The organism is Phytohabitans maris (assembly GCF_031085175.1).
Classification (GTDB): domain Bacteria; phylum Actinomycetota; class Actinomycetes; order Mycobacteriales; family Micromonosporaceae; genus Phytohabitans; species Phytohabitans maris.
In genome coordinates, this window is sequence record NZ_JAVHUY010000015.1 from 30,889 (window position 1) to 50,720 (window position 19,832).

Annotated in this window: 13 protein-coding genes; 7 read left to right on the forward strand and 6 right to left on the reverse strand. The window is 75.5% G+C overall.

The features are described from left to right. Positions 1-32 precede the first annotated feature (32 nt). The 4 genes from RB614_RS17390 (at position 33) to RB614_RS17405 (ending at position 4,542) form a co-directional block, all read left to right on the forward strand. Complete coding sequence (locus tag RB614_RS17390; protein WP_428983035.1) at positions 33-635, forward strand: response regulator; 603 nt, start codon at positions 33-35, stop codon at positions 633-635. A gap of 144 nt (positions 636-779) precedes the next feature. Continuing rightward, entirely contained in the window at positions 780-1,355 is a 576-nt protein-coding gene (locus RB614_RS17395) for a (2Fe-2S)-binding protein (protein WP_308713562.1), read from the forward strand. Continuing rightward, the gene (locus RB614_RS17400; protein ID WP_308713563.1) at positions 1,355-2,329 is read left to right on the forward strand and encodes an FAD binding domain-containing protein; all 975 of its coding nucleotides are present in this window, start codon (positions 1,355-1,357) and stop codon (positions 2,327-2,329) included. The genes RB614_RS17395 and RB614_RS17400 overlap by 1 nt, the downstream gene beginning before the upstream one ends. Continuing rightward, complete coding sequence (locus RB614_RS17405; protein ID WP_308713564.1) at positions 2,329-4,542, forward strand: xanthine dehydrogenase family protein molybdopterin-binding subunit; 2,214 nt, start codon at positions 2,329-2,331, stop codon at positions 4,540-4,542. Before RB614_RS17400 ends, RB614_RS17405 begins: the two co-directional genes overlap by 1 nt. A gap of 87 nt (positions 4,543-4,629) precedes the next feature. On the opposite strand, the gene RB614_RS17410 is transcribed toward RB614_RS17405, so the two are convergent. The 5 genes from RB614_RS17410 to RB614_RS17430 all read right to left on the reverse strand — a co-directional run bounded on the left by RB614_RS17410 (position 4,630) and on the right by RB614_RS17430 (position 13,730). Next, positions 4,630-10,275: a CHAT domain-containing protein gene (locus RB614_RS17410; RefSeq protein ID WP_308713565.1), complete on the reverse strand. Its 5,646-nt coding sequence runs from the start codon at positions 10,273-10,275 to the stop codon at positions 4,630-4,632. A 129-nt stretch (positions 10,276-10,404) separates the two neighbouring features. Further along, complete coding sequence (locus tag RB614_RS17415) at positions 10,405-10,806, reverse strand: STAS domain-containing protein (RefSeq protein WP_308713566.1); 402 nt, start codon at positions 10,804-10,806, stop codon at positions 10,405-10,407. An 81-nt stretch (positions 10,807-10,887) separates the two neighbouring features. Then, positions 10,888-11,463: a DUF5709 domain-containing protein gene (locus RB614_RS17420; protein ID WP_308713567.1), complete on the reverse strand. Its 576-nt coding sequence runs from the start codon at positions 11,461-11,463 to the stop codon at positions 10,888-10,890. A 28-nt stretch (positions 11,464-11,491) separates the two neighbouring features. Further along, positions 11,492-12,313: an MBL fold metallo-hydrolase gene (locus RB614_RS17425; RefSeq protein ID WP_308713568.1), complete on the reverse strand. Its 822-nt coding sequence runs from the start codon at positions 12,311-12,313 to the stop codon at positions 11,492-11,494. Between the two features lie 10 nt (positions 12,314-12,323). Continuing rightward, the gene (locus RB614_RS17430; protein ID WP_308713569.1) at positions 12,324-13,730 is read right to left on the reverse strand and encodes a hypothetical protein; all 1,407 of its coding nucleotides are present in this window, start codon (positions 13,728-13,730) and stop codon (positions 12,324-12,326) included. A 260-nt stretch (positions 13,731-13,990) separates the two neighbouring features. On the opposite strand from RB614_RS17430, the gene RB614_RS17435 reads away from it, so the two are divergent. Continuing rightward, positions 13,991-15,793, forward strand: coding sequence for a glycoside hydrolase family 76 protein (locus RB614_RS17435; protein WP_308713570.1), 1,803 nt, complete (start codon positions 13,991-13,993; stop codon positions 15,791-15,793). A gap of 92 nt (positions 15,794-15,885) precedes the next feature. Then, on the forward strand, positions 15,886-17,175 hold the full coding sequence (locus tag RB614_RS17440; RefSeq protein WP_308713571.1) for an aspartate aminotransferase family protein: 1,290 nt from the start codon (positions 15,886-15,888) through the stop codon (positions 17,173-17,175). A 691-nt stretch (positions 17,176-17,866) separates the two neighbouring features. Here the strand turns inward: RB614_RS17440 and RB614_RS17445 are convergent. Continuing rightward, positions 17,867-18,502 carry a pentapeptide repeat-containing protein gene (locus tag RB614_RS17445; protein WP_308713572.1) on the reverse strand — a complete coding sequence of 212 codons (636 nt, stop codon included), beginning with the start codon at positions 18,500-18,502 and terminating at the stop codon, positions 17,867-17,869. Positions 18,503-18,577: 75 nt separating this feature from the next. Between RB614_RS17445 and RB614_RS17450 the strand changes: the two genes are divergently transcribed. Then, complete coding sequence (locus tag RB614_RS17450) at positions 18,578-19,822, forward strand: cytochrome P450 (RefSeq protein ID WP_308713573.1); 1,245 nt, start codon at positions 18,578-18,580, stop codon at positions 19,820-19,822. Positions 19,823-19,832 lie beyond the last annotated feature (10 nt).

Genomic DNA, 19,832 nt, shown 5'->3' on the forward strand with positions numbered 1-19,832 from the left:
ACGACCAGGAGATCGTCCGCACCGGGCTCACCATGATCCTGAACGCGCAGCCGGACATCGAGGTGGTCGGCGAGGCGGCCGACGGGCGGCGGGCGGTCGAGCTCGCCCAGCGGCTCCGCCCCGACGTGTGCCTGCTCGACATCCGCATGCCCGGCATGGACGGCATCGAGGCGACCCGGGCGCTCGCGGGACCGTCGGTCGCGGATCCACTCGCGGTGGTCGTCATCACGACCTTCGACCTCGACGACTACGTGTACGCGGCGTTGCGCGCCGGCGCCCGCGGCTTCCTGCTCAAGGAGGCGGGTCCGGCCCTGCTCGCCCAGGCCGTGCACGCGGCCGCCGCCGGTGACGCGCTGATCGCGCCGAGCGTCACGACCCGGCTGCTGAAGGCGTTCGCCGACGCGGGCCCGGCCGCCCCGCCCAGGCAGCCGATCGAGGCGCTCACCGACCGGGAGGAGCAGGTGCTGGTCGCGGTCGCGCGCGGGCGCACCAACAAGGAGATCGCCGACGAGCTCTTCATCACGCTGAGCACCGTCAAGTCGCACATCACCAGCCTGATGACCAAGCTCGGCGTGCGAAACCGGGTCGAGATCGCGATGTGGGCGTACGAGACCAACCGCACCCGCATGCGCTAGGCCGCCGAGAGTACGGCCGCCCGGCCGCCGTCCTGGCTCAACCCGGTGGCCGGCCAGTCGGAGGACCGCCTCGTCCGTAGGGTCCGCACGGTGCGGCCCGCGGCAGGAGTCACCGGCCGGTGCCCCGGGGGCAGGGTGGACCGCATGAGCGACGGAACGAAACGCCGGACCGTCCTGGCCGGGGGGCTCTCCGTGGGAGTCGGCCTGGCGGCGGCGCCCGCGCGGGCCGAGGCGAGCACCCCGAAGACCGACCTCCTCACGCTGGTGGTCAACGGCCGGCGCGTACGCGTCGACGTCGACGTGCGGGCCAGCCTGCTTGACACCCTGCGCGACCGGCTCCACCTCACCGGCACCAAGAAAGGCTGCGACCAGGGTGCCTGCGGCGCCTGCACCGTGCTGCTCGACGGCCGCCGCGTCCTGTCCTGCCTCACCCTCGCGGTGATGCACGAGGGGAGCGAGGTGACCACAGTGGAGGGACTTGCCGACGGCGACCGGCTGCATCCGGTGCAGCGGGCGTTCGCCGACCACGACGGGTTCCAATGTGGATTCTGCACCTCCGGCCAGATCGTGTCGGCGGTCGGGCTCCTGGCCGAACACCCGGACCTGACCGACGCCGAGATCCCGGAGCTGATGAGCGGAAACCTGTGCCGCTGCGCCGCGTACGGCAACATCCGCGCCGCCATCGCTGCCGCCGCGCGCCTGTCCCGCGAGGGGGAGTAGTGGACACCTTCGACTACCGGCGACCGGCCAGCGTCCGCGAGGCGCTGCGGCTGGTCGCCGGCCACCCCGACGCCGCGTTCGTCGCCGGCGGCACCGACCTGGTCACCCTCCTGCGCGACCGGGTACGCACGCCGGGGCGCCTGGTCGACATCAACGGCCTGCCGCTCGACGGGCTCCGGTGGAGCCGCGACGGCGTCCGGATCGGCGCCCTGTGCCGCAACGCGGTCGACGACCCGCGCCTCGCGGCCGCGTACCCGGTGCTGGTGCGGGCACTGCGCTCCGGGGCGTCGCCGCAGATCCGCAACCGCGCCACGTTCGGCGGCAACCTGCTGCAGGGCGTGCGGTGCCCGTACTTCCGGCTGCCCGAGTTCGCCTGCAACCGGCGCGATCCCGGCGCCGGCTGCGCGGCCGCCGGCGGGGACGGGCGGCTGCTCGGCATCTTCGGCACGAGTGCGGCGTGCGTGGCGGTACACCCGTCGGACTGCGCGGTGGCCCTGGTCGCCCTCGACGCGACCGTGGTGGTCGAGGGCACCCGGGGCACCCGCCGGATCCCGGTCGGCGACCTGCACCGCCTCCCCGGCGACACCCCGCACGAGGAGCACGCGCTGCGCCCCGGCGAGCTCGTCGTCGCGGTGGAGGTGCCGGCCCGCCCGTTCGCGGCCCGCTCGACGTACGTCAAGTTTCGCGAGCGCGCCTCGTACGCCTTCGCCCTCGCCTCCGCCGCCGTGGCCGTCCACAGTGAACACGGCGTGGTCCGCGACGCCCGGATCTGCCTCGGCGGCGTGGCGCCCAAGCCGTGGCGGGCCCACGCGGCCGAACGCGCGCTGCGCGGCGAGCGGCTCGACGCGGCGACCGTCGAGGCGGCCGCGGAGGCGGCGACCGCCGGGGCGAGGCCACGCCCCGACAACGCGTACAAAGTGGAGCTCGTCCGCGGCGTCGTGCGCCGGGCCCTGACCGAGCTCGGGGAGAAGTGATGGCCATCGGTCGCCCGCTCAACCGCGTGGAGGCCCGGGAGAAGGTGACCGGCGCGGCCCGGTACACGGCCGACGCGCGGCTGCCCGGCATGGTGTACGCGGCGCTGGTCGGCAGCGCGGTCTCGGCCGGCCGGGTGCGCGCCATCGACACCACCCGCGCCGAGGCGGCACCCGGCGTGCTCGCCGTCCTCACCCACCTCAACCGTCCACAGTGGCACGGTACGCCGGACGCCCTGCGGTACCAGGAGACCCGCTTCCCCCTCGCCGACGAGCACATCCACCACCACGGCCAGTACCTGGCGATGGTCGTCGCCGGCACCCGCGAGCAGGCGGCGCACGCCGCGGACCTCGTGGCGGTCGACTACGAGACCCGCCCGGCCGTGCCCACATTGGACGCCGCCCTGCCGGACGCGCACCAGCCGGTGTGGCGCTTCGAGCCGGAGTTTCCCACGCTGCTCGCGATCGGCGACCCGGAGGCGATGCTGGCCGCCGCGGACGTACGGATCGAGCGGGAGTACCGCACCCCCTACTACAGCCACGCCCCGATGGAGCCGCACGCCACCCTCGCGCACTGGGCCGGCGGTTCGCTGACCGTGTACACGACCAGCCAGCACGTTCACGGCGACCGCCCGGTCATCGCTGGCGCGCTCGGCGTGCCACCGGACCGGGTACGGGTCATCTCCTCGCTGGTCGGCGGCGCGTTCGGCAACAAGACGGCGGTCTGGGGGCCCACGCTGCTCGCCGCGGTGGCCGCCCGGCAAGTGGGACGCCCGGTCCAGCTCGTGGTCACGCGCAAGCAGGTCTTCACCTGCCACGGGCACCAGCCGCCGATCCTGCAACGGCTGCGGGTCGGCGCCAACCGGGACGGCACGCTGCAGGCGATCGTCCACCACACCGTCAACGGCACCCCGGTCCTCTTCGACCGGCCGGAGGGGGCGATCTCGCCGACCGGCACCGTGTACGCCCTGCGCAGCGTCGGCGTCCGCGTCGAGGTCGCCCGCATGCACATGCCCACCCCGGCGACGATGCGCACGCCGGGCGACGGGCCGGGCATGTTCGCGGTGGGTAGCGCGCTGGACGAGCTCTCGTACGAGCTCGGCATCGACCCGGTCGAGCTGCGCCGCCGCAACCACCTCGCCGCGCATCCGCTGGAACGCAAGCCGTGGAGCGGCAAGCAGCTGCTGGAGTGCTACGACGAGGGGGCCCGCCGGTTCGGCTGGGAGCGGCGCGCGCCCCGCCCGCGGATGATGCGCGACGGCGGCGACTGGGTCGGCTTCGGCATGTCGTCCGCGCAACGGCTGGAGCACCACGGGCCGGCGCGTGCCGTCGTGGAGATCCGGGACGACGGTACGGCCGAGGTGCGCACCTCCACGCAGGAGATCGGCACCGGCAACCTCACCACGCTCACCCAGGTCGCCGCCGGCGGCACCGGCATCGAACCGGACCGGATCGGCTTCCGCTCCGGCGACACGACGCTGCCCGAGTCGTCGCCGACGTACGGGTCCCGCACCACCGGCAGCACCGGCACGGCGGTGCACCTGGCGGCCCTGCGGGCACGGCAGGTCGCGGCCCGCCTGGCGATCGCCGACGCCCGTTCACCCCTGCACGGCCTGCCCGAGGAGCGGATCGGCGCCGCCCACGGCCGGCTGTACGATGTGGACGCTCCCCGCCGCGGCGAGACGTACCGCGAGCTGCTGCGCCGTAACGGCCGGCGGTCCATAGTGGAGCAGGGTTTCCACGACCTGGCCGGCCGCGACCCGCGCTTCTCGTACGCCACGTTCGGCGCCCACTTCACCGAGGTCCGCATCGACGACACGCTCCGCCGGGTGCGGGTCACCCGGCACGTCGGCGTCTTCGCGGTCGGCCGGGTGCTCAACCCGAAGACCGCGCGAAACCAGGCCCAGGGCGGCATCGTGTACGCGCTCGGCGGCGCCCTCATGGAGGAGCTGACCGCCGACCCGGTGACGGGCCGCTTCATCGCGCCCGCGCTGACCGACTACCACGTACCGGTGAACGCCGACGTCGGCGAGATCGACGTGTCCTTTGTGGAGGAGCCGGACTACGGCGCGCATCCGCTGGGCGCGAAGGGACTGGGCGAGGTGGTCGCGGTCGGGGTGCACGCCAGCATCGCCAACGCCGTCTACCACGCCATCGGGATCCGCGTCCGCGACCTCCCCATCACGCCGGACAAGCTGGTCGCTGGCCCTCGCTGACCCACCCGGCCCCGGTGGGCTGAAGGGATGCCCGCCCGGCCGGCGGCTTGCGGCGGGCCGGCGGGCCGGTGGCTTGCGGCTTGCGGCTTACGGGAGGCCGGCCAGGTGGAAGGCGGCCCAGTCGACCGTGCCGGCGAAGGCCGGGGCGTCCGGCGGGCGGGCTTCCCAGTCCGCCAGCACCGGGCCGGCCGCGTCCCACTCCCGCAGCACGCGGACGACGTCCGCATTGGACAGCTCGGCGCGCAGGGAACGCCGGGCGGCGGCGAGGGCCGCCGCGGCGGGGACCGCGCCCTGCCGCCAGCACCGGAAGAACTCGCCGACCATCAGCGCGGCCTCCAGGTCGCCGACCGCCCAGTGGGTGGCGATCACCCGCCCGGCGCCGGCCGCGAGGAGGGCGCCCGGCAGGCCGACGGCGTCGCCGCGCCACCGTCCGGCGGAGGCGGTGCCCGAGTCGCAGGCGGAGAGCACGACCAGCGACGCCCCGACCGGCCCGTCGTCGGCGAGCAGCCGGGCCACGCCGAGCCGGCCGTCGTCGCCGTCAGCGGTGGCGCAGCGCAGGTGCGAGCGCGCCGGCTCGTCCGGGTCGAAGCGCCCGGGGCCGGCGAAGTGCACGACGTCGCAGCCGCGCAGCAGCTTGAGCACCGCGTCCACGGTCGCCTCGTCTCCGGTGAACGTCGTCGCCGGCATGGCCGCGGTGCCGGCCGCCCGCCGGCTGAGCGGGCGCCCCCCGGCGACGTCCACGGCCTGCCCCAGCGTGCGCGCCCCGACGGCCTCGTCCCGCGGCGCCGCCTCGTCCAGCGGTGCCGCCTCGTCCAGCGGTGCCGCCTCGTCCCGCGGTGCCGCCTCGTCCCGCGGTGCCGCCTCGTCCCGCGGTGGTGCCTCGTCCCGCGGTGCCGCCTCGCCCCGCGGACCTGGCTCGTCCCGTGGTGCCGGCTCGTCCCGCGGACCCGGCTGAGGCTCGTCGGGGCGGAGCAGGGTGAGGCTCGGCGCGTAGGAGATCCGGAGCCGCTCGCCCACCTGGCCGCCATCCGGGAGCCGGGCCGCGTCCAGCGGCAGGCCGGCGAGGCGGGCGGAGGGGAGCAGCACGACACCGGCCGTACCCGCCGGGACCGCCGCCAGCAGCGGCGCCCAGAGCTCGCGTCCGAGCAGCCGGCCCACCGCGTCCAGCCGGCCCGCGGGCAGGGCGGAGCCGGTGGCCGCCGGGACGTCGTCCGCGCCGACGCCGGGGCGTTCGAGGATCGCGCTCCACCCGCGCCGCCCGGCGCAGACGACGGTCAGGGTGGGGGCCAGGTCGAGGTACGCGGCGACGGTGTCCGGCGGCAGCGCCGCGGTGGCCTCCTCCAGCGCGGGCAGCGCCGCCGCCGGGAGGGCCTCGCCGAAGACCGCCCGCAGGAACGCCGCCCGCCGCCCCTCGGCCACCTCCGCCGCGAACGTGGCGTCACCCGCCCGGACCGCCGCCGCGCCGGCCAGCTCGTACGCCCGGTCGGTGCCGCGCGCCCGCCGCCACCGCTCGCCGGGCGACCCGACCGGGCCGGTGTCCCGGGAGACCGCGTCCAGGCACTGGCGCAGGGCCGGGCGGGCGCCGGGCCAGTCGCCGCGCTCGGCCGAGAGCAGCGCGGTGAGGAAGTACGTGCGGCTGGCGAGCGACACGATCACCGGCGCGCCCGGCGCGAGTACCGGCTGGAACGCCTCCTCGGCCGCGCCCGCGTCGCCGCGCTGGAGGTGGCACTCCACCAGGTTGAGCCGGGCGACCCGCTCCTGCTCGGCGGCGCCGAGCTCGCGGTACCCGATGGCGGCCCGCTCGTGGCACACGGCCGCCGCCGCGGCGTCTCCGGCTCTCATGTGGACGGTGCCGAGGGTGTCCAGCGCCGCCGCGTGAGCGTGGCGGTCGCCGGCCTGCTCGGCGAGGTCGGCCGCCGCGGCGAGGTGGTCCCGCGCGGCGTCGAGGTCGTCGAGGGAGAACGCCACCTCGCCGCGGATCGCCAGCGTCCGGCCCAGCCCACCCAGGTCACCCTCCGCGCGGAAGGTCTCGGCCGCCCGGCCGAGCACCCGGTTGGCGCCGGCCGCGTCGCCCGTCGCGGTGAGCGCCCGCGCCAGCACCTGTTCGAGGTACGCCGCCGCGGCCGGGTGCCCGCCCAGCGCGCGTACCCGGGGCTCCAGGGCCTCGACCGCCTCGGCCGCGCGTCCGGCGGCGGTCAGCGCCAGGCCCCACTCGCCGGTGGCGGCCGCCCCGATCGGCGAGGGGTCGGCGGCGAGGGCGAGCTCGTGCGCGCGGCCCAGGCTGGCGAGCGCGGCGGAGGTGTCGTGGCCGGCGCGGTGGGCGAGCCCTTCCACGGTCAGGAACTCGATCCGCAGCTCGCCCTGCGCGCCCGACTCGACCCGCCCGCGCAGGGCGTTGAGCACCGTGAGGGCGGCCGTCGCGCGCCCGCCGGCGGTGTACGCCCGGGCCAGCGCCACACCCGTCGCCGGGTCGGCGGTCTCCAGCCAGGCCCGTTCGAGCCCGCGCAGCCCGGTCCCGGCTGGCTCGCGGTCCGCCTCCGGCCCGGCGTTCTCGCCCGGGACCTCCGGCTCCGCCGTCCCGCCGCCGCTCGCCGCCGCGCCACCGGCTTCCGCGTGGGTCGGGCCGTCGCGCCCTTCCGGGCCGGCGGCCGCCTCGCTGTCGGCGTGCGCCTGGGGGGCGGACGTCTCGCTGTCGGCGTGCATTGGCGGGGCGGCGGTCTCGCCGTCGGGGTGTGACTCGGCGGTTAGCGGGTCGAGGAGGGCGACGGCCTCGTCGCCGCGGTCGAGGGCCATCAGCGCGGCGCTCTCGTTGCCGGCCGCCACCAGCGCCAGCCGCTCGTAGCCCTGCTCGGCGGCCACCACGCGGGCCTCCCGCGCGTACCGCAGCGACTCCTCCTGCCGGCCGAGCCGGGCGAGGTGCGCCGCGCCCTCGTTGAGCAGCTCGGCGCGGAGCGCCTCGTCCGCACCGCCGGAGAGCCGGGCGAGCCCGACCTCGATCAGGTCGAGGAACCGCTGGTCGTCGTCCGGCGACTCGACGAACGCGAGCAGGAGCCGGTACAGGCGCCCGGCGAGCAGGTCGTCCGGCGTGGTGTCGGCGACGAGCTGGATCACGGTACCGGCCATGACCCCGTCGCCGCCCTGGGCCACGTGCAGGCAGACGGCGGTCGCCACGTCGGCGTCGAGCCCCAGGGCGGCGGTGGTCTCGCGGGCCGCCTCGTACGGCCGCCGCCCCTCGGCGACCTCCTCGCCGAGGTGGAGCAGACCCGCGGCGCCACCGGCGGAGGTGGCCGGCGCCGGATCCGGCCGGCCCCGGTCGAGCCGATCCTGAACCGCATCCAACCAGGAAAGGAACGGCGTCGCCGCCTCGGCCGGTGCCGCGCCGCCGTCCGCGCCGGCCACCCACGCGCCGAGTACGAGGTCCAGGTCGTCGCGGCGCATGGCGAGCAGTTCGACTGTCTCGTCGCGTGGCTCGGCCTGCTCGGGGCTGGTCGCCGTGTCCGGTGGCTCCGGCGGGGCCGCCTCGACGTCCGGTTGCCGAGCCTCGACGTCCACCGTGGGGTGGTGGTCCGGCTGGTCAGATCCGGCGGGCGGCTCCGGCTCGGCTCGCGCCGCCTGGTCGTCCGGGTGATCGGGTTCGGTGCCCGCGGTCTCCGGTTCCGGCTCGAGCTTCGCCGGCGGTTCATCGGGGTGTTGGGCGCCGGTCGTCGCGGTCGATGCCGGGTCCTCGGGGGTGGCGGCCGCCGCCGGGTCCTCCGGGTGACCGGCGGTCGCCGCCGGCGGCTCGTCCGGGTGGTCGGCGCCGGTGGCCGCGGTCGCCGCCGGCGTGAGGTCCGGGTGGTCGGCCGCGGTCGCCGGCGTGTGGTCGGGGTGGTCGGCCGGGGTCGCCGGTGTGTGGTCGGGGTGGTCGGGTCCGGCGGCCGTGGTCGTTGGCCGCGGGTGGTCGGGGGTGGCGAGGGCGGTCCCGGGCTGGGCCGGCGGCGGCGGGGCGTCCAGGTGATCCGGGCCGGTGGCCGGGGGAGGCGGCTGGGTCGGTCTGGCGACGTCGCGGTCGTGCAGCTCGGCCAGGAGCAGGTGGGCGCGGACGGAGAGGCGGCACTCCTCGGCGTTCGTGGCGTCCGCGAGCCGTACCACCGTGCGCAGCGCGGCCTCGGCCGGCGCGCGGGCGTTGTCGCGGCGCAGCGCCTCCGCCCAGGCGAGGTGGGTGACGAGCGTGTCCCGGCGGACCGCGCCGGCCAGGACCGGGTCGCCGCCGGCGTGCCGCGCCGCCAGGCCGAGCCGGTCGACCGCCTCGGGGTAGCGCTGCCGGGCGGCGAGGTAGGCGGCGGTCTGCGTCTCGGCGATGGCCAGCCGGTCCGCGCGGCCGGTCCGCGCCGCCGCGTCGAGCATCGTGGCGATGATCCGCTCAGCCTCGTCGAGGCCGCCACGGCTGATCAGGAGGGCGACGAGGTTGGCGGTCCAGCGGCTGAGGTTGAGCATGTCGCCGTAGCGCAGGCAGTGCTCGATCGCCCGGTCGTAGGAGTCGACCGCCGCCCGCGCGTCGCCGGCCCGGTCCAGCGCGACCGCCTTCTCGCCGAGCACCCCGCAGAGGCCGGCCTCCTGCCCCTCCGCCCGGGCCGCCACCTCCGCCCGCGCGAACCGGTCGATCGCCGCCGCCAGCTCACCGGAGGCGAGCAGGTCGGCACCCTCCCGCGCCAGCGCCGCGAAGCCGCCCGGACCGGCCGCCGCTGCGGAGCCGCCGCCCGGGCCGGTCACCGTCCCATAGCCGCCCGGGCCGGTCACCGTTTCGAAGCCGCCTGATCCGGGGACCGCGGGGAAGCTGTCACCCGGGCCGGCCGGGGAGCCGGAGCCGCCGGGGCCGGCCGGCCTGGTGAAGGCCAGGGCGCCGGGGTCGGCCGGCGGGGCGAAGTCGCGCGCGGGAGGCGGCCCGCCTGGAAGAGCCGGCCCGGCGGGTTCGCGCCACGGGCCGGGCTCGCCCGGCGGAGCCGAGGAGTCGAAGACGTGCGACGGCGCCGGCTGGGCGAAGCTGCCGGCCGGGGCCACCTGGGGAACGCCGCCCGAGCGTGCCGCCTGGCCGAAGCCGGGCGGGCGGGTGAGGTCGGTCGCGTACTGGGCGGCCAGGGCCGGGTCGGCGGCGAGCACCTCCAGCACCGCGCTGGCGATCCGGGAGCGGTGGGCGTCGCCGTCCATGGCGGCCACGGCGGCGGCGTTCTGCGCGGCGACCCGGGCCTGCCCCACGTACGCGCGGTCGGCGGCGGCGAGCGCGGTCAGCCGGGGCAGCGCGCCGACCAGTACGTCCTTCGCCACCCGTACGTGGTTGTCGCGCAGCGCGATCTCGGCCGCCAGCAGCTCGAAGTAGATGGCCAGCCCGGCGTGACCGGCCTGCGCGGCGAGCACCCGCCCGGCCGCCACGTCGGCGCTGCGGAAGCCCTCCGGGTCGCTGGCGATCCGGTCGTGGACGCGGAACGCCTCCAGCGCCAGCCTGGCCTCGGGGCGGCCGGCCAGAAACCCGGCGACCCGCTCGTAGTGGTCGGCGCCGGCCACGCCCGCGCCCACGTACGCCTCCAGCAGCTCGAACACGGCGTCGGCCTCGTCCACCCCCACGCCGCCGTACGGCGGGGAGCCGCCGACCGACCAGACCAGGTCCGCGTACGCGTCCTCGTCACCGTTGGCGGCGATGAAGCGCAGCATCCAGTACGGCCACGGCTGTGCCGCCGGCTCCGGGTGCTGTCCCATCCAATCACCGCCGATGCGAGGAAGCCCTCACAAGATATGACGGATAGCGCCCCATGGTCAGTCGGGTCGATGCGGGACTACGGAGGGTGGCGGCCGGTCAAGGTGGCGCCGCCCGGGTCCGGGAACGCGCTACCCGAGCGACGCGGTCGCGGCGGTGAGCGTCGGGTAGACGTGGAAGCGGCGCTCCAGCTCGGTCGTCTGCAGGAGCCGCCGCACGAGCGGGTTGAGGGCGGCGAGGCGCAGCCAACCCCCCTCGGCCATGGCCCGGTCGTGCACGGAGAGCAGCAGTCCCAGCCCGGTCGAGTCGACGAACGACACGTCCCGCAGGTCGAGCACCACGTGCGGGCTGGCCAGGAACGCGTCGTTGAGGCGCTCCTGCATCGGCCCGACGTTCCAGAAGTCGATGACGCCGCGCGCGACGGCGACGCTGACGTCGTGGTGCTCCTCCACCTCGACGGTGAGCCCCAGCTCACCGTAGGCGTCGCCGCCCGGGTCGCGGCGCCGGTCGGCGTGCAGACCGTCGTTCGTCACCCATCCCATGATCAACCCCCCGCATGTGCCGGCGTGGTTGCCCGCGGACGGGTGGGGTCAAACCAAGATGTGGAACGAAAGCTACGGTTCGTCGACTTCGTGGATGGCGGCCTCCTCGGCCGTTGGGGCGCCGCCCGCCGCGCCGGCGTCCCGGGCGATCGACGACTCCTCGGTGTCCCCGCGGACCCCCTCGTCCGGCTCGACCAGCCGGCCCACCTCGCGTTCGCCGGGCTCCAGGTCGTAGAGGGAGACGGCTGAGTCGCGGCGCGGGTCGACCGGGCCGGTGTCGTCCAGTGGGGTGTCGCTGTCCACCCGGTCGGTCTCCTCGGTCAGCGGGTCCGGGTCGAACGCCTCCACCTGGATCGGCGACGTCTTGACGTCGCGGCGTTCGCCGGGGTCGCGCATCGCCGGGTCGGGGGTCTCGCGGGTGAGCTTGTCGTCCAGCGACTCGCCGTCGCGCTGTTCGTCGGGGGTGTTGCCGAACGTGTCGATCCCGTCCGGGTGGTCGTCGCGGTCCAGCGGGATGGCGGCCGGCGCCGGCCCGTCCGCCTCGCGGACGGTCTCGACCTCGTCGTAGGCGCCGGAGTCGTCGTCCGCGACGTCGGGGACGCCGAGCACCTCGGGATCGGAGAGCGGGTGCGGGTACTGGTCGCTCATGCCGGTCTCCTACCCAGGTCGGGCGGCTTTATCCGGACCGGGCGCGGACCGGCAGCTCCGCGGTCTCGCCGCGGCGCAGGGGGAGCAGGCGGGTCACCGAGCCGTTGCGGGTGGCCTCGCGCAGGTAGTCGCCGAGCGGCGACCGGTACGCCGGGTAGTCGTGGTAGTGGAGCGGCACGGTGACCCGCGGCCGGATCAGCCGGGTCAGCAGGTTGCCCTGCCGCCCGTCCATGCTCAGCGGTACGCCGAGCGCGCGGGCGCCACCCAGGTGCAGCAGCATCGCGTCGACCTCCGGGTACCGGCGGGGGATCTCGGCAAGGCCCGGCCGGTAGAGCGTGTCGCCGCTGACGTAGAGGCGGAACAGCGGCTGCCCGTCCCGTTCCAGCTCGACGATCGCGCCCATCGTCGGCGGCAGCAGCCGGGCCAGTCCGCGCGGGCCGTGATACGCCGGGGTGGCGGTGACCCGGAGCAGTTGGGCGCCGCGGACGAGCTCGTGGCTCGCCCACGGGCCCAGCCCGGTCGCCGCCCGGAAGCCCCACTGCCGCAGCCGCCGCTGGGCCGCCGGTGGTGCCAGTACCGTCAGGTGCCGGGCCAGCCCGCGCCGGGCCACCCGGTCGAAGTGGTCGCCGTGCAGGTGGGACAGCAGGACCGCGTCGAGCGGCGGCAGTTCGGCGAGGGTGAGGGCCGGGTCCGCTCGGCGGCGGGTCCAGACCCCGTACCCGAGATAGGCCCGGTGCCCCGCGGGCAGGAAGTTGGGGTCGGTGAGCAGGGTGAACCCGCCGATCCGTAGGATGGTCGTCGCGTTGCCGACCACCGTGACGCTCGCCGGCGGCAGGCCGCTCGCGGTCATTCGGCGCCGCTCAGCAGACGAGGATGGCGGGCGTGGCGGCGCATTCGCCGATCGCCTCCATCGCGGCCTCCGGCCGCAGCGGCGCCGGCGGCGGCAGGTCGGCGGCCTGGCCGCGCAGCACGCCGGTGGCGTGCCGCACCGGCAGCGGAAACATGCCCAGGTTGGTGGCGGCCGGGTCGACGTGCGCGCGCCGGGCGCCGAACCGGGCGGCGGCGTGCCACTGCGACGGGTTGGCCGTCGCCGCGGTCGGTACGCCGAAGCCGTCCACCAGCACGTCGATCGAGCTGAACGTGGTGCTGCCCGCCAGCCACCAGCAGAGCGCGTTCGCGGCGCGGCTGGCCGGGGTCTCGCACCAGTACGGCACCAGCCCGGCGCGGAGCACCTGGGTGGGGTCGAGCAGCCGGCCGCTCTCCACGACGAGCCGGTTGCCGGTCTTGCCGGCGCCGCGCAGCCACTGGCGGTACAGGTCGGCGACCGCCGCGCTGAACGCCTCCGGGGCGGCGTAGAGCACCCGGTGCAGGTGCAGCCGGCGGGCCCGGGCCCACGAGCGCACGCTCTCCTCGAAGCCGGCCTCGACGCCGGTCTCGGTGTACCGCTCGGGGCAGGAGGTGGTCGGCGGCCGCCACCGCACCCGGTCCGCGTCGAGGTAGCGCAGCGCCTGGCAGAGCTGCGGGCCGGCGGTGCGGAACTCGCCGGCGTCCAGGCCGCTCGCCGGGCTGCCGAGCTGGAACGTGTGGCCGGCGCCGACGTCGAGCACTGGCCAGGTCCGCATGTCGCGGACCACGATCACGGCGGCGCCCCGGGTCAGGTACGCGGAGAGGAACTCCCGGTACGGGTCGGGCAGCTGCTGCCAGCGGGCGTGCAGCGAGACGGTGGAGCCGGCGAGCACGCCGCGCAGCACCGGGTCGTGCACCTGGCGAACGGCGACGGCCGGGTTGTTGGCGAGCAGCCGGGCGGCGATCGCGGCGCCGTGGGTGAGCGCGGCGGCCGGGTCGTCGGGGGAGCCGTCCGGCCACTGCACCGCCATCTCGAAGCCGGAGGGGAGCCACGGCACGCCGGCCGCGGCCGCGAGGTGCACGGCGGCGCCGTGCGGGGAGCCGATGACCACCGCCGGGTACTGCCGCCGCGGGTACTGGCCGACCACCCACCGCGCCACCTCGTCGGCGTCGATCCCGCTGGTGGCCGCCACGGGTATCGCCGCCTGGCTGGCGTGGCGCGCGGCGGCCCGGCGGGCACCGGAGGGCAGGACGCCGCCGTAGCGGGCCACCATCGGCCGCCGGCCGAGGTCACCGCAGTCGCGGCCGTGGAGCGCCCGGGCGCCGGCCGTGACGAGTACCCGGGTAAGGCTGTCCGGGCACACGACCCGATCGGGACCGGCCGCGGTCGCGGCGGTCGCACGTGCCGATTCCTCCAACATCACCCACGTCCCTTTAGGTCGCCCGGTCTCGCACGAGATGGCCGCAAATCGGTCGCCCAAACGTCCACCGCCGGGTTGTTTCGGCAACCCACCACTCATTGACAACGATGTATCGGCGCGGGATCCTCTTCTTGGAGAGCGCTCTCTGGAGTGCTTTCGGGGTCGGGGTGATGGGCTGAGATCGAAGCTCCCTTCAAGTCGTTCCAACGACGTGAGGGGAGCTTCGATCACAGCCTGTGGGGAAGCTCTGGGGAGGCGTGATGCGGGTCTGGATCGCCGTTCTGGGTGTCCTGGGAGCGCTGGTCGTGCCGGCCCGCGCGGAAGCGGCCGCCGCCGTCTGCTCGGTGTACTGCGACACCCGCGACCCGTCCCTGGCCGGGCAGGAGACGTTTCCGGTGCCCGAGCTGAGGCTCAACGGGCGGCGGGTGGTCCTACACGTGTCCGATGTGGACGGGATGGCGTGGGGCAGCATCGACGACGGTCAGGTCGGCGACGCGGTCTGGCTGGACCGCACCTGGGACGGCGGCCCGTCCTGGGACGGGCTGCTGGGCAAGGCGAGCATCCCGTCCACCTGGACCGGCACGCGCACGCTCATGTACAACCTCGCCGACCCGGCCGCCCACCGCCGCGGCATGATCCGGGCCTGCGGCGACGCGCAGGGCGTGGCCTGCACGGCCTGGGCGCACGCGCGGGTCTGCGACGCGGCCTGCGACGGCACCGACCCGGCCACCGCGGTCGGCGACTCCCAGCCGGTGCCGGAGACCACGCTCGGCGGCCGCCGCTTCGGCCTGCACGTCGACACCCGCGGCCTCGCCTGGGCCACGCTCGCGAACGGCCGGGCCGGCGACGAGGTGTGGCTGGACCGCTCCTGGGACGAGGGCGCCTCCTGGCCCGGCGGCTCCTCGCTCGGCCGTACCAGCGTGCCGGCCGGCGCCACCACCACCCGCACCACGATGGTCAACACCCGCGATCCCCGCTCCCGGCTGTACGGCGGGGCGGTGCGCGCCTGCGGCCGTGCGGTCGAGGGCGCCAACGGCAGCTGTACCGCGTGGGCCCGCCCGGCCACCGACCGGGCCGCGGCCGCCGCCGACGCGCTCCTGTACGGGTACCGCCCGGACACCGCCTGGTGGCCGTCGAGCTGGTGGAACAGCGCGGTCGCCGTCACCACGCTGATGGACTGGATGGGGCGCGCCGGCCGCACCGACCTGCGGTGGGTGGTGGACCGCACGTTCGAGGTCAACCGGGGCACGTTCCCGGCCGGGGTGAAGAGCTCCGACCCGATCGAGGGCAACTTCATCAGCCGCGCGATCGACGACGCCGCCTGGTGGGGACTGGCCTGGGTGCGCGCGTACGACCTGACCGGCGAGCGGAAGTACCTCGACATGGCGGTCACCATCGGCACGTACGTGCACGGCTACTGGGACACGAGCCGGTGCGGCGGCGGGGTGTGGTGGGACCGCGAGCGCACGTACAAGAACGCGGTCACCAACGGCCTCTACATCCGGCTCGCCGCCGCGCTGCACAACCGCCTGCCCGGCGACGCCACGTGGCTGGCGCGGGCGGGCGCGGGATGGCAGTGGTTCCGGGCCAGCGGCATGATAAACGGCTCCGGCCTCGTCAACGACGGCATCACCACCTCGTGTGTCAACAATGGACAGACGGTGTGGACGTACAACCAGGGCCTCGCGATCGGCGCGGCGCTGGAGCTGTGGCGCGCCACCGGCGACGGCGCGCTGCTCACCTCGGCCCGCCAGCTCGCCGACGCCGCGATCGCCTCGCCGGCCCTGACCCGCGACGGCGTGCTCACCGAGCCGTGCGACCCCGCCGGCACCTGCGACGACAACCAGAAGCAGTTCAAGGGCGTCTTCATGCGGTACTTCGGCGAGCTGGCCGCGGTGACCGGTGCGGCCGCCTACGCCACGTACGCCCAGCGGCAGGCCGCCGCGATCTGGTCCAGCGACCGCGACCCGCTCAACCGGATCGGGCTGCGCTGGGCCGGCGGCACCCCCAACCCGCGCGACTGGCGTACCCAGGCCAGCGGCCTCAGCGCGCTGCTCGCTTGAACCTCGACGGCTTCGCCGGAGCCGGCTGACCAGTGGCCGAAGGCCGCCGCTCACCCGGTGAACCTCGGCGGCCACCGCACTAGCGTGTGATCATGACCGCTGAGTCTTTCTGGGCCGACGCCGACCGCCACCTCATCCGGTACGGCGGCGGGTGGACCCCTGAGATCATCGAACGGGCCGAGGGGAGCTTCGTCTTCACCGGCACCGGCCGCCGCCTCCTCGACTTCACCTCCGGCCAGATGAGCGCGATCCTGGGGCACAGCCACCCGGAGATCGTGGCGACGGTACGCCGGCAGGTCGGCACCCTCGACCACCTCTTCAGCGGCATGCTCTCCCGCCCGGTGGTCGACCTCGCCCGCCGGCTCGCCGAGTCACTGCCCGCGCCGCTGTCCAAGGCGATGCTGCTCACCACCGGCGCCGAGTCCAACGAGGCCGCGATCCGGATGGCCAAGCTGGTCACCGGCGGGCACGAGGTGGTCGCCTTCGCCCGCTCCTGGCACGGCATGACACAGGCCGCGGCGGCCGCCACGTACAGCGCCGGCCACCAGGGGTACGGGCCGAACGCCCCCGGCAACCTGGCGATCCCGGTGCCCAACCCGTACCGCCCGGACTTCACCACGCCGGACGGCGGGTTCGACTGGCGGCGGCAGCTCGACCACGGCTTCGCGATGGTCGACGCCCAGTCCACCGGCAGCCTCGCCGCCTGCATCGTGGAGCCGATCCTCAGCTCCGGCGGGGTGATCGAGCCGCCGCCCGGCTACTTCGCCGCCCTCGCCGGGAAGTGCCGGGAGCGGGGCATGCTGCTGATCGTCGACGAGGCGCAGACCGGCCTGTGCCGCACCGGCACCTGGTACGCGTTCGAGCGGGACGGCATCGTCCCCGACATCCTCACCCTCTCCAAGACCCTCGGCGCCGGGCTGCCGCTGGCCGCCGTCGTGACCAGCGAGGAGATCGAGCGGCGGGCACACGAGCGCGGGTACCTCTTCTACACCACCCACGTCAGCGACCCGCTGGTCGCCGCGGTCGGCAACACGGTGCTCGACGTCCTGGAACGGGAGAAGATGGACGGCCGTGCCCGCGAGCTGGGCTCGGTGCTCCGGGACGGCCTGGACGAGATCAAGGACCGGCACCCGGCCGTGGGGGACGTACGCGGCCGCGGCCTGATGCAGGGCCTCGAACTGTCCACGCTGGACGGCGGTGCGGACGCGCTCGGCGGCCGGATCACCCGCCGCTGCCTGGAGCTGGGCCTGCACCTGAACGTCGTGCAGCTGCCCGGCATGGGTGGCACGTTCCGGATCGCCCCGCCGCTGACCGCGACGAAGGAGGAGCTGGCGCTCGGCCTGGAGATCCTCGACCAGGCCATCGCCGAGACCACCGCCTAGTGCGGTGGCCACCAACGTTCACCGGGTGACCGGCGGCCTTCGGCCGCTGGTCACCCGGGTCGGCGAAGCCGGCAAAGGTTAGTGGCCAGCGCACCAGGAGCGCTCTCGGAGCCGGGGTTGCGGCGCGCCCCACATCCCCGTCGCAGAAGTAGGTGGACGGCTTCGGGTCGAGGGTGAGCGCGCTCCGGCCGCGGCTGCGGCCGTTCTCGAAGAACCCGGTCGATCCCCTCCCCGAGCCGAATGGATGATCGTCCGGACCGGGCTGTCACGGCGACCGGCGGCCAGCCCTCGGGGGAACGCGGTGATCGTTCGCCCGGTTTCCGCGTGGAACGGCGGGGATAACGCGGGCTTCGGGTGAACGATCATCAGGCTCAGACGGATCTCGACCACCGCGGACGTCGCGGTAGCCCCGAATCCGCGATCGAGCCGACCACCCTTCCCATGATCGGCGCTTGGAGATCGCCCAAGGCGGAGATCGTGGTATTTCGCTGCCCCTCCAGGGGCAGTTATGTACCACGATCTCCGGACCGCCAGCCGGCGGTGACGCCGATCAAGGGCCGGCGTCACCGCGGAGCCCTCGCCGGCTTCGGTCCCGCCCCTTGGCGGGCGGCTCGTTCGGACCGAGCGTCACCAAGGCCGTGAGTCAGGACGGCCGTGAGTCGGGACGGGCGCGGGTCAGGAAGGGTGCGGGTCAGGAGGGTGGTGGGAGGGCGGGGCGGACGTCGAGGCCGAGCGCTTCGGCGATCGTCGCGGCCTGGTCGGGGTCGATGATGGCGCCGCGCAGGGTGGCGGCGAGCGGGTCCAGTGTGGACAGGTCGGAGCCGCGCAGGTCGGCGCGGCTCAGGTCGGTGCGGTGCAGCAGCGCGCCGCCGAGGTCGGCGTGGGTGAGCGTGGCGTCGGCGAGCTTGGCGCCGGTGAGGTCGCACTCGCGCATCCGCGCGCCCACGATGCGCGACTTGCTCAGGTCGGCGCCGGGCAGTCCGACGAACGACCAGTCGCCGCCGGTCACCTTCAGCAGGCCGAACGCGCACCGGTCGAAGACGCTGCCGACCAGCTTGCAGCCGGTGAACGTGGCGTCGAAGAACGAGCAATTGGTAAACGCGCAGTTGACAAACGCGGCGTCGGTGTGGACGGAGGCGTTGAAGCGGCAGTCGCTGAAGACGCACTCGGTGAACGACGCCCCCTGGTCGACCACCTCGGTCAGGTCGACGTCGTGGAACGCGACCCGGGTGTGCTCCTGCCCCGAGATGTCGTCGCACGCCCAGTCCGCGTGGCGTACCTCGGACTCGGTGGGCGGTGCGGCGGCACCGTACCTGCGCTCGGCCATGGTCACCGACCCTAGCGCCGGCCGGCGGCCCTCACCACGACGCGCTCACCTGGACACGATTCCCGGGGTAGGAGTTTGCGTCCTCGCGTAGCCGGGCATCCGGTCCGGGTGATCGGGTTCTTCCTGGAGGGGTACGGGTGGCTGCCGAACCGCCGGCGCCGTACGACCGACGGCGTGGTGCGCACCCACCTGCTCGGGCAGCGGGTGACCGGCCTCTGCGGCCCGGACGCGGCGCGCTTCTTCTACGAGGAGGCCAACGTCCACCGCCACGGTGCCCTCCCCGGCCCGGTACAGGACACGCTCTTCGGCCGCGGCGGCGTACACGGCCTGGACGGGGTGGACCACCGGCTGCGCAAGGCGATGTTCATGTCGATGCTGACCGGCGAGGGCGTCGCCCTGCTGGAGCGGCACGCGGTCGATGCCTGGGAAGCCGCCGCCGAGACCTGGGTCACCCGGGACCGGGTCGTGCTCTTCGACGAGACCGCGCGGGTACTGGCGCGGGCGGTGACGCCGTGGGCCGGCGTCCCGCTGGACGAGGCGGACGGGGCGCTGGCCGAGGATCTGGTGTCGATGGTGGACGGTTTCGCCACGGCCGGTCCCCGCCACTGGCGCGCCCGCCAGGCCCGCGGCCGCCGCGAGCGGTGGCTGGCCGGCGTGGTGGCCCGGGCCCGTACGACGTCTCCCGCCCCGGCCGGCTCGGCGCTGGCCGCGATCGCCGAGCACCTCGACGCGGCCGGCGAACCGCTCGACCCGCATGTCGCGGCCGTCGAGTTGCTCAACGTGCTGCGGCCGACGGTGGCGGTGTGCTGGTTCGTCACGTTCGCCGCGCACGCCCTGCACCTCTGGCCCGAGCACCGCGACCGGCTGCGCGACGGCGACCCCGCGTACGCCGAGGCGTTCGCGCACGAGCTGCGCCGCTTCTACCCGTTCGCCCCCTTCGTCGGCGGCCGTGCCGCCCGCGACCTGGAGTGGGACGGCCACCGCATCCCGGCCGGCTCGCTGGTGGTGCTCGACATCTACGGCCAGAACCACCACCCGCTGCTCTGGCCCGACCCGTACGGCTTCGCGCCCGGCCGCTTCCTGGAGCGCCGGATCGGCCCCTACGAGCTGATCCCGCAGGGCGGCGGCGACCCGCGCACCGGCCACCGCTGCCCCGGCGAGACGGTGACCGTCGCGCTGCTGCGGACGCTGCTGCCGATGCTGGCCCGGCTGGAGTACACGGTGCCCGAGCAGGACGTGGGCATCCCGCTGCACCGCATCCCGACGAGGCCGAGCAGCGGCATGGTGCTGTCGTCGGTCCGCGTACCAGTCGTGCGCTGAGACTGCCGCC